Origin of the sequence: Streptomyces brevispora (assembly GCF_007829885.1) — a bacterium.
In the GTDB taxonomy this organism is placed as follows: Bacteria; Actinomycetota; Actinomycetes; order Streptomycetales; family Streptomycetaceae; genus Streptomyces; species Streptomyces brevispora.
Genome location: NZ_VIWW01000001.1, coordinates 1,540,678 through 1,556,041 on the forward strand (window position 1 = coordinate 1,540,678; position 15,364 = coordinate 1,556,041).

At 72.1% G+C, this 15,364-nt stretch carries 13 protein-coding genes; 2 read left to right on the forward strand and 11 right to left on the reverse strand.

Going from position 1 to position 15,364, the window contains the following annotated elements; genetic code table 11:
• Window position 1 precedes the first annotated feature (1 nt).
• Entirely contained in the window at window positions 2-1,048 is a 1,047-nt protein-coding gene (locus tag FHX80_RS07235; protein ID WP_145763438.1) for a PhoH family protein, read from the reverse strand.
• Between the two features lie 132 nt (window positions 1,049-1,180).
• Window positions 1,181-2,296 carry a carbohydrate kinase family protein gene (locus FHX80_RS07240; RefSeq protein WP_145763439.1) on the reverse strand — a complete coding sequence of 372 codons (1,116 nt, stop codon included), beginning with the start codon at window positions 2,294-2,296 and terminating at the stop codon, window positions 1,181-1,183.
• 332 nt (window positions 2,297-2,628) lie between these two features.
• Between FHX80_RS07240 and FHX80_RS07245 the strand changes: the two genes are divergently transcribed.
• Window positions 2,629-3,987, forward strand: coding sequence for an MFS transporter (locus FHX80_RS07245; protein WP_145763440.1), 1,359 nt, complete (start codon window positions 2,629-2,631; stop codon window positions 3,985-3,987).
• On the opposite strand, the gene FHX80_RS07250 is transcribed toward FHX80_RS07245, so the two are convergent.
• The 9 genes from FHX80_RS07250 to hrcA all read right to left on the reverse strand — a co-directional run bounded on the left by FHX80_RS07250 (window position 3,951) and on the right by hrcA (window position 14,435).
• Window positions 3,951-4,943: an adenosine deaminase gene (locus tag FHX80_RS07250; protein WP_145763441.1), complete on the reverse strand. Its 993-nt coding sequence runs from the start codon at window positions 4,941-4,943 to the stop codon at window positions 3,951-3,953. The two genes, FHX80_RS07245 and FHX80_RS07250, sit on opposite strands and share 37 nt — an antisense overlap.
• Before the next feature lie 27 nt (window positions 4,944-4,970).
• The gene (locus FHX80_RS07255) at window positions 4,971-5,879 is read right to left on the reverse strand and encodes a ribonuclease Z (protein ID WP_145763442.1); all 909 of its coding nucleotides are present in this window, start codon (window positions 5,877-5,879) and stop codon (window positions 4,971-4,973) included.
• A gap of 18 nt (window positions 5,880-5,897) precedes the next feature.
• Window positions 5,898-6,257 (reverse strand): histidine triad nucleotide-binding protein, encoded by a 360-nt coding sequence (locus FHX80_RS07260; RefSeq protein WP_145763443.1) that lies wholly within the window; start codon window positions 6,255-6,257, stop codon window positions 5,898-5,900.
• A gap of 119 nt (window positions 6,258-6,376) precedes the next feature.
• Window positions 6,377-9,640, reverse strand: coding sequence for a S41 family peptidase (locus tag FHX80_RS07265; protein ID WP_208764597.1), 3,264 nt, complete (start codon window positions 9,638-9,640; stop codon window positions 6,377-6,379).
• A 75-nt stretch (window positions 9,641-9,715) separates the two neighbouring features.
• Complete coding sequence (locus FHX80_RS07270) at window positions 9,716-10,210, reverse strand: hypothetical protein (RefSeq protein ID WP_145763444.1); 495 nt, start codon at window positions 10,208-10,210, stop codon at window positions 9,716-9,718.
• Between the two features lie 133 nt (window positions 10,211-10,343).
• Window positions 10,344-11,087 (reverse strand): 16S rRNA (uracil(1498)-N(3))-methyltransferase, encoded by a 744-nt coding sequence (locus tag FHX80_RS07275; RefSeq protein WP_145763445.1) that lies wholly within the window; start codon window positions 11,085-11,087, stop codon window positions 10,344-10,346.
• Entirely contained in the window at window positions 11,084-12,157 is a 1,074-nt protein-coding gene (locus tag FHX80_RS07280) for a nitronate monooxygenase (RefSeq protein ID WP_145763446.1), read from the reverse strand. The genes FHX80_RS07275 and FHX80_RS07280 overlap by 4 nt, the downstream gene beginning before the upstream one ends.
• Before the next feature lie 124 nt (window positions 12,158-12,281).
• A complete protein-coding gene (gene dnaJ, locus FHX80_RS07285) occupies window positions 12,282-13,418 on the reverse strand; it encodes a molecular chaperone DnaJ (RefSeq protein WP_145763447.1) in 1,137 nt (378 codons plus the stop codon).
• On the reverse strand, window positions 13,419-14,435 hold the full coding sequence (gene hrcA / locus FHX80_RS07290) for a heat-inducible transcriptional repressor HrcA (protein ID WP_145763448.1): 1,017 nt from the start codon (window positions 14,433-14,435) through the stop codon (window positions 13,419-13,421).
• A 186-nt stretch (window positions 14,436-14,621) separates the two neighbouring features.
• Here hrcA and FHX80_RS07295 point away from each other — a divergent pair, with 186 nt between their 5' ends.
• The gene (locus tag FHX80_RS07295) at window positions 14,622-15,344 is read left to right on the forward strand and encodes an MBL fold metallo-hydrolase (protein ID WP_145763449.1); all 723 of its coding nucleotides are present in this window, start codon (window positions 14,622-14,624) and stop codon (window positions 15,342-15,344) included.
• Window positions 15,345-15,364: the final 20 nt, after the last annotated feature.

Consider the following 15,364-nt stretch of genomic DNA (forward strand, 5'->3'; position numbering starts at 1 on the left):
ACTACTTCCCGTTGTGGCGACCCCGGCCCTTGCCGGCCGGACCGTCCTGTTCGACTTGGTTGTCGTACTTCTCGTACGCGTCGACGATACGGCCGACCAGCTTGTGCCGGACGACATCCTGGGACGTGAGCCGGGAGAAGTGGACGTCGTCGATGCCCTCCAGAATGTCCTGCACCTGTCGCAGACCGCTCTTGGTCCCGTTCGGCAGGTCCACCTGGGTGACGTCACCGGTGACGACGATCTTCGAGTCGAAGCCGAGCCGGGTCAGGAACATCTTCATCTGCTCGGCGCTGGTGTTCTGCGCCTCGTCGAGGATGATGAAGGCGTCGTTGAGGGTACGGCCCCTCATGTAGGCCAGCGGCGCCACCTCGATCGTCCCCGCCGCCATCAGCCGCGGGATCGAGTCCGGGTCGAGCATGTCGTGCAGCGCGTCGTAGAGCGGGCGCAGGTACGGGTCGATCTTGTCGAAGAGCGTGCCGGGCAGGAAGCCGAGCCGCTCGCCGGCCTCGACCGCGGGGCGGGTCAGGATGATCCGGCTGACCTGCTTGGACTGCAGGGCCTGGACCGCCTTGGCCATGGCGAGGTAGGTCTTGCCGGTACCGGCGGGGCCGATACCGAAGACGATCGTGTGCTTGTCGATCGCGTCGACGTACCGCTTCTGGTTGAGCGTCTTGGGGCGGATCGTGCGGCCGCGGCTGGAGAGGATGTTCTGGGTGAGTACCTCGGCCGGGGTCTCCGTGCCGTCCGCCTGGCCGTTGCCACTGGCCCTGAGCATCGCGATCGAACGTTCCACAGCGTCCTCCGTCATCGGCTGACCGGTGCGGAGCACCAGCACCATCTCGTCGAACAGGCGCTGGATCAGGGCGATTTCCGCCGTGTTGCCCGTCGCGCTTATCTCATTGCCCCGGACGTGGATGTCGGCTGCCGGGAACGCCGCTTCGATCACGCGCAGCAGCGAGTCGCCCGATCCCAGGAGCATCACCATGGGGTGTGCGGCCGGGATGTCGATGTGGGCACGCGCCTGCGGCTGTGTGGGTGTCTGAGTCATGGGCCGGCCCTCGGGCCTGCACATACCTCCCGTTGCAGGGTTCTCGCTGCTCGACAACCTCTGGAGTACCAAGCGTACGACTCCCCACCGACAACGCCGAGATATTTTCGCGGGCGGAGGAAGCCGGCCCGGTCACGGGCGGAAGCCGATCGTCGGGACGGCCCGGCGCAGCGGCCAGGGGCGGGCGGCCGCGGGGAGCAGGTCCTGGAGGAACGCGTACCGCTGGAGCGCGGCCGGGTCCTGGTCGGCGCAGGTGCGGACCCGCTGCCACCAGGCGGCGACCTCCGCCCAGCCGGGGGCCGACAGCGAGCCGCCGAACTCCTGGACCGAGAGGGCCGCGGTGAGTCCGGCGAAGGCGAGCCGGTCGGCGAGCGGCCAGTTGGCCAGGGTGCCGGTGACGAAGCCCGCGACGAAGACGTCACCGGCACCGGTCGGGTCGAGCGCCTCGACCTCGATCGCGGGGACCTCGGCGGCGGCCCCGGTGCTCGCGTCGACCGCGTAGGCGCCTTGCGCGCCGAGTGTGACGACGGCGAGCGGTACGTGCTCGGCGAGAGCGTGTGCGGCGGCGCGGGGGCAGTCGGTGCGGGTGTAGCGCATGGCCTCCTCCGCGTTGGGGAGGAACGCCTGGCAGTGCGCCAGGTCGGTCAGGCCGGCCAGGTCCCAGCGGCCGGTCTCGTCCCAGCCGACGTCGGCGAAGACCATGGCGCCGCGGCGGGCCGCCTGGGCCACCCACGGCTCGCTGCGGCCCGGGACGAGCGAGGCGACGGCGGCGCGGGCGCGTGGCGGGCACTGCGGGAAGGCCGGGCCGGGCTGTGCCGGTCCCGGTGGCATGGAGGCGGGCGGCGGGGCCTCGTGGCCGTGCGAGACCATCGTCCGCTCGCCCTCGTACGCCATGGAGACGGTCACCGGGGAGTGCCAGCCGCGGACGGTGTGCGACATGGAGAGGTCGATGCCCTCGCCCTGCTCCAGCGCGTCCCAGCAGTACTCGCCGTAGTGGTCGTCGCCGAAGGCCGCGGCCAGGGAGGTGTGCAGGCCCAGCCGGGCCAGCGCGGTGGCCATGTTGGCGACCCCGCCGGGGCTGGAGCCCATGCCGCGCGCCCAGGACTCGGTGCCGCGCACGGGGGCGCTGTCCAGGCCGGTGAAGATGATGTCGAGGAAGACCGTGCCGGTGAGGAAGACGTCGCAGTCCGGGTCCTGCGGCGCGCGCAGCCCGTCCAGTGGGTCGATGCCTGGATTCTCAGCGCTCACCTTGCACTCCCGGGTCGTGGCAGTTGCGGTCAGTGTGCCCGATTAACGCCCCCGTCCGGGAGGTCCGCGCCGAGGCTGTGCGCATGGAGCTGACCTGCATAAACATGCGCTGCTACCCGAATGGAAACACAGCAAACGCATAAGTGACCCAGATCACAGCGAGCCGACTTTCGGCTGGCCGGGGGCGCTTGATACAAATTGGCCCGCGAGCACCGTTGGGGGCAGTTTCCGGCGAGTGCGTCGACTTCCCCGCATTTCCTTCATTTTCCGCGTTTCCGCCTTACCCCCTCGCTGTCTTCTCCGCCTCCTCTGGCATGTCTTCAGGAACGCCCATGTCCTCGCGCCCTCGCGCCGCGTGGCCTCTGGTTGCCGTGTTCACCGCCGGTTACCTCGCCGCCTATCTGCTCCCCACCATCGTGGGAAGGCTCTCCGCCTATCTGGGCCTCAGTGCGGCCCAGGCCGGTCTGGTCGGCAGCGCTCTGCTGCTGAGTTCGGCGTCCGCCGGGTTCTGCCTGGCGGGCCGGGTCGAGACATACGGGCCTCAAAGACCCGCGCGGATCGGGCTGGTCCTGGCCGCGCTGGGCTACGGCTGCGCGGCACTGGCCGGTTCCGTACCGCTGGTGGTCATGGGCATGATGATCGGCGGCTTCGGCTCCGGTACGGCGACCGCGGTCGCCGCGGCGGGCATCGCGGCCCAGCGCGATCCGCACCGGACCTCGTCCCTGGGGCTGCTGAGCGTCTCCGCGACCGCGGGCATCCTCTATCTGACGGTCCCCCATCTGGGCGGCGGGCACCGGCTGCCGTTCGCCTCGATCGCCCTGGTCGCGCTCCTCGCCTGGCCCGCCACCTCACGGCTGGGCGGCTCGGCGCCCGCCGGCCCCTCGGTCCCCGCCTCCGGGCGGCTGCCGCACCGCCGCTCCGGGCTGGTGCTGGCGGGCGGCATGCTCGTCTGGTCGATGGCGCAGAACGCGCTGTGGGGTGTCAGCAGCCGCATCGGTGCGGTCCAGGTGGGGCTCTCCGAGGTCACCATCGGCGCGGTCTTCGCCGCCGCGCTCGGCGCCGGTCTGCTCGGTGTGATGGGCGCCGGGGTGCTGGGCGCGCGGCTCGGGCGTGCGGTGCCGATCGGTCTCGGCACGGTGATCATCGCGGCGAGCATCGCGCTCAGCTCCTCGGCGAGCGACCTCGGCTCGTTCGCGACCGGCGAGATCATGTGGAACACCTTCTACCCGGTGGTCCTGTCGTATCTGATCGGACTGGCCGCGTCACTGGACGTACGCGGCCGCTGGGCGGTCCTCGCCGGCTCGGCCTCGTCCGTCGGGGTGGCCTGCGGGCCGCTGCTGGGCAGCGTGCTGTCCGAGGAGTCCGGCTATCCGGTGATGGGGCTGATCCTGGGTTCCATGACCCTGCTGGTCGCGGTCCCGGTGACGGCCGTCGCCCTGCACACCGGTGGCCGCCCGCTGGTGCCGGGATCGGTGCGCCGCAGGGGCGGCGCTCCGGCGGCCCTGCTCGCGGTCACCACCGGCGCGGTGCCGGGCGCGGTGCCGAAGCTGGGCGCGCCCGAGCAGGCCGTCACGGAGATCAGCCTGCCCCTGCTGCGCCGCAGGCGCCTGGTCAGGAGTGCGTTCCGGACGGCCGGCCCGGCCGGCGGGAGCGGTCAGTCGAACGCGTACGCCTCGACCTCGGACAGGTAGCGCGCCCGGCGCTCCTCGTCGTGGTCGAGGAAGGCCGCCTCGAAGGAGTTGCGGGCCAGGGTGCGCAGTTGTTCGCGGTCCAGGCCGAGCGCCTCGTGAACGGCGTGGAAGGTGTCCCCGACGTACCCGCCGAAGTAGGCGGGGTCGTCGGAGTTCACCGTGCAGAGGAGCCCGGCGTCCATCATGGCCCGCAGCGGGTGCTCCTCCAGGGTGTCGATGGCCCGCAGCCGTACGTTGGACAGCGGGCAGAGCGTGAGCGGTACCCGGTCGGCGGCCAGCCGCTCCACCAGCTCCGGGTCCTCCATGCAGCGCAGCCCGTGGTCGATGCGTTCCACGCCGAGTACGTCGAGCGCCTCCCGGATGTACTCGGGCGGCCCCTCCTCGCCCGCGTGCGCGACCTTGCGCAGTCCGAGCGCCTCGGCCGCGGCGTACACCTCGCTGAACTTGGCGGGCGGGTGGCCGACCTCGGCGGAGTCCAGGCCGACGGCGCTGATCCGGTGCAGATACGGCTTCGCGGCCTCCAGCGTCTCCAGGGCCGATTCGGCGGACCGGTCGCGCAGGAAGCACAGGATCAGCTGGGTGGAGACGCCGTGCCGCTCCTCGCTGCGCTCCAGTGCCCGGCCGAGTCCCTCGACGACCGTGCCGATGGGGACGCCCCGGGCGGTGTGCGCCTGCGGGTCGAAGAAGATCTCGGCGTGCCGCACGCCCTGGGCGGCGGCGCGGGTGAGGTAGGCGTCGGCGAGATCGGCGAAGTCGTCCTCGGTCCTGAGCACCGCCATCAGCGCGTAGTACAGGTCGAGGAACGTCTGCAGGTCGTCGAAGAGGTAGGCGGTGCGCAGCGCCTCGGTGTCCGCGTACGGGAGGTGCACGCCGTTGCGCGCGGCGAGCGCGAAGGCCAGCTCGGGCTCGAGGGTTCCTTCGATGTGGAGGTGGAGTTCCGCTTTGGGGAGATGCACAGTTTCTCGCTAACGCGTGTGGTGCTGTTACTGGTGACGAGTGGGTACCGGGACCCGGATGAGGTCCTGGGCGACGGTCAGTTCGCCGTCGAACCCGGCGGCCCGGGCCTGGGTCTCGAAGTCCCCGGGGTCCGGGTAACGCTGCGAGAAGTGCGTGAGCACGAGATGCCGTACGCCCGCTTCCCGCGCCACCCGGGCCGCCTGTCCGGCGGTCAGATGGCCGTGCTCGGTGGCCAGCCGTTCGTCCTCGTCGAGGAAGGTCGACTCGATGACCAGCATGTCGCATCCCTCGGCGAGCGCGTACACGCCGTCGCAGAGCCTGGTGTCCATGATGAACGCGAACCGCTGGCCGCGCCTGGGCTCGGAGACGTCGTCCAGTGTGACATCGCCGATGGCGCCCTCGCGTTGGATCCTGCCGACGTCGGGTCCCGCGATGGAGTGTTCGGCGAGCCTGGCGGGCAGCATGCGGCGCCTGTCGGGTTCGACGAGGCGGTAGCCGTACGACTCGACGGGGTGCGAGAGCCTGTGGGCGCTGAGCGTGTAGGCGTCCGTGATGGCCAGCGGTCCGTCGGCGGCGACCGGGGTCTCGGTCAGCTCGACGGACTCGCGGTAGGCGGTCGCGTACCGCAGCCGGTCGAAGAAGTGCTGTCCGCTCGCCGGGTAGTGCGCGGTGACGGGGTGCGGGACCTGGTCGAGGTTGATCCGCTGGATCACCCCGGCCAGGCCGAGGGAGTGGTCGCCGTGGAAGTGCGTGACGCAGATCCGGTTGATGTCGTGCGCGGCGACGCCGGCCCGCAGCATCTGGCGCTGGGTGCCCTCGCCGGGGTCGAAGAGGATGCCCTCGCCGTCCCAGCGCAGCAGGTAGCCGTTGTGGTTGCGGTGCCGGGTCGGGACCTGGCTTGCGGTGCCCAGGACGACGAGTTCACGTGACGACACGGGGTGCGGCTGCCGCGTCTAGCCGGGCGGCCACTGGAGGCCGCGGCCGCCCAGGACGTGCGCGTGTGCGTGGAAGACGGTCTGCCCGGCCCCGGAGCCGGTGTTGAAGACGACCCGGTAGCCGGTGTCGGTGATCTTCTCGTCGGCGGCGACGTTCGCGGTCTCGCGCAGGATGTCGGCGAGGATCTGCGGTTCGGCGGCGGCGAGGGACGCGGCGTCCGGGTGGTGGCGGCGGGGGATGACGAGCACGTGGGTGGGGGCCTGGGGGTTGATGTCGCGGAAGGCGACGGTGGTGTCGGTCTCCCGGATGATGGTGGCCGGGATGTCACCCGAGACGATCTTGCAGAACAGGCAGTCGGGCTGCGGTTCTCCTGCCATGGGGTGCTCCTCAGTCTCGGTGATCCGTTACGGGGCAGCCTAGCCTGGCCTGCTCCCGGCCTCACCGGGGTTCGCGGCGCGGGGTCCGGGCCGGGGTTGCGGCCCGGACCCCGCGGGGGTCACTCCGGCAGTGGCGGTGCCGTCTTCGCCGGGGTCCGGGTCAGTGACTCCAGGGCGATCCGGATCGCCTCGTCCAGCTGCGGGTCCCGGCCCGCCGCACGGTCCTGCGGCGTCATGACGACCTCGACGTCCGGATCGACGCCGTGGTTCTCGACGCCCCAGCCGTACCCCTCCAGCCAGAACGCGTACTTCGGCTGGGTGACCAGTGTGCCGTCCACCAGCCGGTACCGGCTGTCGATGCCCACCACACCGCCCCAGGTGCGGGTGCCGACCACCGGGCCGATGCCCAGCGCCTTGATCGCCGCGTTCACGATGTCGCCGTCCGAACCGGAGAACTCGTCCGCCACGGCGACGACCGGACCGCGCGGCGCGTCGGCCGGGTAGCTGAGGGGCCGCATGCCGCGGGGCAGGTCCCAGCCGACGATGCGGCGGGCCAGCTTCTCCACGATCAGCTGCGAGGTGTGGCCGCCGCGGTTCTCCCGTACGTCCACCACCAGCCCCTCGCGGGCGACCTCGGTGCGCAGATCGCGGTGGATCTGGGCCCAGCCCGGGCCGGCCATGTCGGGGACGTGGACGTAGCCGAGGCGTCCGCCGGAGTGCTCGTGGACGTGACGGCGCCGGTCGGCGACCCACGCGTGGTAGCGCAGCGCCTCCTCGTCCGCGATCGGTACGACGACGACATGGCGCGGGTCGCCGCCGTCGGCCGGTGACACGGTCAGCTCGACCGGGTGGCCGGCCGAGCCGGTGAGCAGCGGTCCGGGGCCGGTGACGCGGTCGACGGGGTGGCCGTCGACGGCCAGGATCGCGTCTCCCGCACGGACGGCGACGCCCGGTGCGGTGAGCGGCGCGCGGGCCGCGGGGTCGGAGGTCTCGGACGGCAGGATGCGGTCGATGCGCCAGCTCCCGTCGTCCGCACGGGAGATGTCGGCACCGAGCAGCCCCTGCCGGGCCGAGTCGTCGCGCCAGCCGCCGGACGGGGTCACATAGGCGTGCGAGGTGCCGAGTTCGCCCTGCACCTCCCACAGCAGGTCCATGAGGTCGTCATGGGTGGCGACGAGCTCCAGCACCGGCCGGTAGCGGTCCAGGACGCCGGTCCAGTCGACGCCGCCCATGTCGGGGCGCCAGAAGTTGTCCCGCATGACGCGGCCGGCCTCGTCGTACATCTGCCGCCATTCGGCGGCCGGGTCCAGGGTGCGGCGGATCCGGGAGAGGTCGACGGTGATACTGCCGTCGCCGTCGTGGTCGTCGTCGGATCCGCCCGGTACACGGCTGTCGGACGGTACGACGCGCAGCGTGCCGTGACTGTGCAGCACCAGCCGCTTGCCGTCGCCGCTGACCGCGAACCAGCCGATGTCGGAGGCGAGTTCCTCGCAGCGCAGCTTCTCCAGGTCGTACCGCTCCAGCACGGTCTCGGGGCGGCGGGCGGCGGGCGTGGCCGCGCTCGTGCCGAGGACTCCGGTGACCGGGTGGCGCAGCCAGAGCAGCCCGTCCTTCGCGGCCCGGAGCGAGGAGTAGCTGGCGGCCTCGACGGGCAGCGGCACGATCCGGTCGGCGAGGCCGTCCAGATCGATGCGGGTGACGGGGAGCGCGGTCGGGTTGTCCTCGCCCTCGCCGCTCTTCTCCCGCTCGGTGGGGCGGCCGTGGAGCTGTGGCCCGAACGGTGAGGGGGTGGTCGCGGCGAGCGTCAGCAGGTGCGGCCGGCAGACGCCGATGAAGGCCAGGTCGAAGACGTGCGAGTTGTAGACCGGGTCGAAGGCCCGCTCGGAGAGGAAGGCCAGGTGCTTTCCGTCGGCGGTGAAGGCGGGTGCGTAGTCCCGGAACCGCAACGGGGTTGCTTCGGAGACCGCCAGGTCGGCGAGGTGGGCGAGCTTGAGCTGACTCAGCGGCTCGGGGCCGGGGTGCGACCAGGCGAGCCAGGAGGAGTCGGGTGAGAAGACGAGGCCGGAGGCGTCGCCGTGCTCGCTGCGGTCCACCTCGTGGACCTCGCCGCTCTCCCGTTCGACGATCAGCACCCGCCCGTCGTGGGCGGCGACGGCGAACCGGCTGCCGTCGGGGGCGGGGGCCAGGTCGAGGACCCGGCCGATCCGGCCCGCGGCGAGGCGGCGCGGTACGGCGCCGGGCGAGGTGCCGGTGGCGGGTGCGCACTCCAGCGCGTCGTCGCCCTCGGCGTCGGTGACCCAGACGACGTACTGGTCGCCGTCGGCCTGGAAGGTGCGGGGCAGCCTGGCCCGTACGCCGGGTTCGACGGCGAGGGCGCGGGCCGGGCCCTCGCGGTGGGTGACCCAGTGGAGGGCGCCCCGGGACCCGACCGCGCTGCCGCGGCCGGTGCGGTCCGGGGACGCGGCGCTCAGGTGGCTGCCGGCGTGCACGGGGTGCGGCTGGAGGTCGGCGCGCTGACCGCCGAGCCGGATGTCGAGGCGGCGCGGCTCGTCGCCCTCCAGGCCGTCGAGGAGCCAGAGCTCTCCGGCGGAGGCGTAGACGACCCGGGTGCCGTCGGTGGTGGCGTGCCGGGCGTAGAAGCCCTCGATGCCGGTGTGCCGGCGCAGGCCGGTGCCGTCGGGGAGGGAGGAGTAGAGCGCGCCGACGCCTTCGTGGTCGGAGAGGAAGGCGATGCGCTCGCCCACCCACATCGGACACTCGATGTTGCCGTCGAGCTCCTGATGGACCCGTACGAACTCGACCGGGGCCCCGGCGCCGGGCGTCTCTGCGGCGGGCGTCTCTGCGGCGGTTGTCTCTGCTTCGGCGATCCAGAGCTTGCCCGCCGTGCCGCCCCGGTAGCGCTTCCACTTGGCGGCCTCGCGCCCCATGGTCGCCGAGAGCAGCAGGACCCGTCCGCCGGGCCCGTACGCGAGGGATCCGACCGGTCCGTACGGCAGGGTCCGCGCGGGGCCTCCGTCGACCGGTACGGCCCGGGCCCAGGTCCGGCGCAGTGAGACCTGGCCCTGGGTGCTGATGACCAGCACATCGCCCTCGGGGGTCCAGCCGTGCACGGCGGTCCGCGCGTCGCCCCAGTAGGTCAGCCGCTCGGAGGGGCCACCGTCGACGGGGGCCAGATGGGCCTCGGGCGCCCCGTCCCGGGTGGACGTCCAGGCGACGAGGGAGCCGTCGGGAGATATCCGCGGCTGGGTGACGGGTCGGTTGTCTGCGCTGACACGCCAGGCTCGGCCGCCGTCGAGCGGCGCCAGCCAGACATCGTCCTCGGCGGTGAAGGCGATCAGGTCGCCCTGGACATGGGGATACCGGAGGTAGGAAGGCTGCGTCACATGGATCACCCTAGGCCGCGGCCCGGTACGGAGAGGCGGAGTTGGCCGGAGTCCGCCGTACGTCCGGCAGCGCGCTCACTTGCCCTGGGGGTACGCGGTCACCGTGACGGTGACCGTCGCCGTCGGCCGGACCCCTTCCCCGCTGCCGCCCGCCGGGGGCCGGGACGGCACGGATGGCGACGGCGCGGCGTCGCAGTTGCCGAGCATCGTGGCCCGGAAAACGGTCTTCCCGCCCGCCTTCGCGGTCATGTCACCGCTGACGCACCGGCCTTCGACCTCCCGGTCGACCATGCCGTTGAGGCTGATGTCCTGGCCGTCCTTGGTGCGGCCGTTGCAGTCGACGTCGGCGACCCGGCTGGTGACGGCGGTGGACGAGCCGGCCCGGGCGGCGGCGCTCGCGCCCCCGCCGGTCCGGGCCGTACAGCTCAGCCACTGCACGTCCACCCCTTCGTGCTCCAGCGCGCGGGTGCCGGTCCGGTCGGTGGTCACGGCGATGGACGCCGAGTTCAGACCGCCGACCGGATCGCAGGCCGCCAGGCCGGCGACGACCGCGCCCGCGAGGCAGATCACGGCTGGAAAACGACGGAACCTTCGATTGCGCCATGCCCTTGATGTCCCCATACGGGCAGCTTCCCACCGCTCCTGACGGTGCGGTAGACCGATTGCGGCCAGAACCGGCCAGAATTCCGGGAAACGGCGGAATTCATGACCAGCGGCCGGTGCGGCCCAGCAGCAGGGCCGTTGCCGCCGTACCCGCCGTCGAGGTGCGCAGGACGGTCGGTCCGAGCCGGCAGGTGCGGGCACCCGCGGCGGTGAACACGGCCAGCTCATCGGGCGAGACACCGCCCTCCGGGCCGACGACCAGCACGATCTCACCCGTCCGGGGCAGGGCGACGGTGGCCAGCGGCTCGCTGTCGTACCCGCGGTCCTCGTGCAGTACGGCCGCGAAGTCGGCCGTGGCCAGAAACGGGGCGACCTGTTTGGTCGTCATCGCGTCCGCCACCTCCGGGAACCGCACCCGGCGCGACTGCTTGCCGGCCTCGCGGGCCGTGCCGCGCCATTTCGCCAGGGCCTTGAGACCCCGGTCGCCCTTCCACTGGGTGATGCAGCGCCCGGCCTGCCACGGCACGATCGCGTCGACGCCGGTCTCCGTCATCGTCTCGACGGCGAGCTCGCCGCGCTCCCCCTTGGGCAGGGCCTGGACGACGGTGATACGGGTGGCGGGCCGGGGCTCCTCGCGGACGGACTCCAGGGTGAGCACCAGTCGGTCCTTGCCCTCGGCTGCCGTCACGACGCCCTGCGTCCAGCGGCCCCGGCCGTCCGTCAGGACGACGTCCTCACCGGCGCGCAGGCGTTTCACCGAGACGGCGTGCCGTCCCTCCGGCCCCTCCAGGACGAACCCGGGCCCATCGGGCATCTGATCGACGACGAAGACGGGTGCCGTCACTGCGTGCTCCTTGCGCTCAGTGCCGCACGTGCGGCGTCCAGTTCCTCGGCGAGCAGCCCGACCAGCCGGCCGGCCGGCAGCTCGCGTGCCATCCGGTGCCCCTGGCCCGCCCACAGTGCCATGCCCTGCGCGTCCCCGGCCTTGGCCGCCGCCTTGCGCAGCGGCGTGGTCAGCTGATGGAGCTGCGGGTAGGCGGCGGGGGCGTACGGTCCGTGCTCGCGTACGAAGCGGTTGACCAGGCCGCGGGCCGGGCGTCCGGAGAACGCCCGGGTCAGGGTGGTGCGGACGAACAGCGGGTTGGTCAGGGCCTGCTTGTGCAGCAGATGGGCACCGGACTCCGGGCAGATCATGAAGGCGGTGCCGAGCTGGGCGGCGCCGGCACCCGCCGCGAGCACCGCGGCGATCTGGGAGCCGCGCATCAGGCCGCCGGCGGCGATGACCGGGATCTGCACGGTCTCGCACACCTGGGCCACCAGGCTGAGCAGTCCGGTCCCCATGCCGTCGGCCTGCGGGTCGTCGCGGTGCGTGGACTGGTGGCCGCCCGCCTCGACGCCCTGGGCGCAGACCGCGTCGGCGCCCGCCCACTGCGCGGCCTGGGCCTCCTCGGGCGTGGTGACCGTCACGACGGTGTACGTGCCCACCTCGGCGAACGCGTCGAGGGTGTCGCGGCTCGGGCAGCCGAAGGTGAAGGAGAGGACCGGGACCGGGTCCTCCAGCAGGATGGCGAGCTTGGCCTCGTAGCCGTCGTCGCCGCCGGAGTCGGTTTCGCCGAGCGGGGTCTCGTACCAGACGGCCTCGCCCGCGAGCTGGTGCCGGTACACCTCGACGGCGCTCGGGTCGGCGAGGTTGGGCTGCGGCATGAAGAGGTTGACGCCGAAGGGCTGGCCGGTCAGTCCGCGGACCTGCTTGATCTCGTTGTACATGCCGTCCGCGGTCTTGTACCCGGCGGCCAGGAAGCCGAGTCCGCCGGCCTCGGCCACCGCGGCGGCGAGCTGCGGGCAGGAGACTCCACCGGCCATCGGGGCCTGCACGATCGGATACCGGCAGAGATCGGTCAATGCGGTTGGCATGACCGCATCGTGCCATGTCCTTCCTGTCCCGTGATGCGCACCCCGCGGCCGCGTTATGTCCGCAATGCCGTACGGGCCCGGAAACCCGGGCCCGTACGGTGCCGATGCGTGGGGCCGTCCGTGTCTAGCGGCCGTTGAACGCGTCCTTCAGGCGCGAGAACAGGCCCTGCTGCCCGGGCTGGAACTGGCCGGTGGGCCGCTCCTCACCGCGCAGTTTCGCCAGCTCCCGCAGGAGGCGTTCCTGTTCGGGGTCCATCTTCGTCGGGGTCATCACCTCGACGTGCACGATCAGGTCGCCCCGCCCGCCACCCCGCAGATGGGTGATGCCGCGCCCGTGCAGCGGGACGGACTGGCCGGACTGGGTGCCCGGCCTGATGTCCACCTCCTCCAGGCCGTCGAGCGTCTCCAGCGGCACCTTGGTGCCGATGGCCGCCGCCGTCATGGGGATGGTGACCGTGCAGTGCAGATCGTCGCCGCGCCGCTGGAACACCGCGTGCGGCAGCTCGTGGATCTCGACGTAGAGATCGCCGGCCGGGCCGCCGCCCGGGCCGACCTCGCCCTCGCCCGCGAGCTGGATGCGGGTGCCGTTGTCGACACCTGCGGGGATCTTCACCGTGAGGGTGCGCCGCGAGCGGATGCGGCCGTCGCCCGCGCACTCCGGGCAGGGGGTCGGCACGACCGTACCGAAGCCCTGGCACTGCGGGCAGGGCCGTGAGGTCATGACCTGGCCGAGGAACGACCGGGTGACCTGGGAGACCTCGCCGCGGCCGCGGCACATGTCACAGGTCTGGGCCGAGGTGCCGGGTGCGGCGCCCTCGCCGTTGCAGGTCGCACAGACGACGGCCGTGTCGACCTGGATGTCCTTGGTGGTGCCGAAGGCCGCCTCGGAGAGGTCGATCTCCAGCCGGATCATGGCGTCCTGGCCGCGCCGGGTGCGCGAACGGGGTCCGCGCTGCGACGCCGTACCGAAGAACGCGTCCATGATGTCGGAGAAGTTGCCGAAGCCGCCCTGTCCGAATCCGCCCGCGCCACCTCCGCCGGAGGCGGACAGCGGGTCGCCGCCGAGGTCGTAGACCTGCTTCTTCTGGGCGTCCGACAACACCTCGTAAGCGGCGTTGATCTCCTTGAACCGCTCCTGGGTCTTCGGATCGGGGTTCACATCCGGGTGCAGCTCGCGTGCGAGCCGCCGGAAGGCCTTCTTGATCTCGTCCTGCGAAGCGTCGCGGCGCACGCCGAGTACGGCGTAGTAGTCCGTGGCCACTTACGACTCCGCCAGGATCTGTCCGACGTAACGAGCCACTGCGCGTACCGCTCCCATCGTTCCGGGGTAGTCCATGCGGGTCGGTCCGACCACGCCGAGTTTGGCGACTGCCTCGTCGCCCGAACCGTAGCCGACTGCGACGACGGACGTGGAGTTGAGGCCCTCATGGGCGTTCTCGTGCCCGATTCGTACGGTCATGCCTGAGTCCGTGGCCTCGCCGAGCAGCTTCAGCAGCACGACATGCTCCTCCAATGCCTCCAGCACAGGCCGGATCATCACGGGGAAGTCGTGTCCGAAGCGGGTGAGGTTGGAGGTGCCGCCGATCATCAGCCGCTCCTCCGTCTCCTCGACGAGGGTTTCGAGCAGGATCGAGAGCACGGTGGACACGGTTGCCCGGTCCTCGCTCTCGAAGGATTCCGGCAGGTCCTGCACCAGCTGCGGGACGTCCGTGAAGCGGCGTCCCACCACCCGGCTGTTGAGCCGGGCCCGCAGATCGGCGAGAGGGGTCTCACCGAACGGCGTCTGGCAGTCGACCAGCCGCTGTTCGACCCGGCCGGTGTCCGTGATCAGCACGAGCATCAGCCGGGCGGGGGCCAGCAGGAGCAGTTCCACGTGCCGCACCGTCGAGCGGGTCAGCGAGGGGTACTGCACGACGGCGACCTGCCGGGTCAGCTGCGCGAGCAGCCGTACGGTACGTCCCACGACATCGTCGAGGTCGACCGCGCCGTCGAGGAAATTCTGAATGGCGCGGCGCTCCGGCGACGACAGGGGCTTGACGCCCGCGAGCCGGTCGACGAAGAGCCGGTAGCCCTTGTCCGTCGGGATGCGTCCCGCGCTGGTGTGGGGCTGGGCGATGAAGCCCTCGTCCTCCAGCACCGCCATGTCGTTGCGGACGGTGGCCGGGGAGACCCCCAGCTTGTGCCGCTCCGTGAGCGCCTTGGAGCCGACGGGCTCCTCGGTGCCGACATAGTCCTGGACGATGGCGCGCAGCACTTCGAGTCTGCGTTCGCTGAGCATCGCGCACACCTCCAGCTGTATACCTCGGTCGATCTCGGGTCGTTCCCGGGACTTCTCCTGGCACTCTGTCCGTACGAGTGCCAGCAATCCCCCCGGTCAGTGTACGGCGACGGGGTGGGCCCCTAGCAAGGGCGACCGGCCACGCTACCGCGAGACCGCGCAGGTCGTTGCCGATAGCGTCGCCGCATGGACGCCACTTGGGAAGAGTTCGGCTGGGAGCGGTTGGGTGACGGAGTGGGCCGGCGGCGGCTGCCCGGCTGGGATGCGACGGTCGCACTGGTGGCCGGAGCGGACGGGGCCCTTCTCTTCGACACGGGCTCGACGCTCCGGGAGGGCGTCGAACTGCGGACCCGGATCGAGCGGATGCTGGGCCGGAGGGTGACACATGTCGCACTGAGCCATCCGCACTTCGATCATGTGCTGGGCACCGCGGTCTTCGCCGGGGCCCGGGTGTACGGGGCGGTCGGCCTGGCGGATCTGCTGAGGGCCGAGGCGGATGGCCTCCACCGCTCCGCGGTGGCGCACGGGGTGTCCGAACGGGACGCGGCGGAGGCCGTGGACGTGCTGGTGGCCCCGCACCACGAGGTGTGCGGGGAGTGGACGCTCGACCTGGGCGGCGGCCGCCAGGTGCTGCTGGCCGACGTGGGTCCGGGGCACAGCGGCCACGATCTGGCGGCGCTGGTGCCCGGCTCGCCCGCGATCGTCCTCTGCGGCGACCTGGTCGAGGAGTCCGGCGAGCCGCAGGCCGGCCCCGACGCGGTCACCTCCCGCTGGCCGGCCGCGCTGGACCGGCTGCTGGCCCTGGGCGGCGAGGACGCGCTGTACGTGCCGGGGCACGGAGCGGTGGTGGACGCCGCGTTCGTCCGGGCGCAGCGCGACGCGCTGGCGGTTCGCTTCGGCGTGTCGTGAGGCCGTCCCGTCCTATCGTC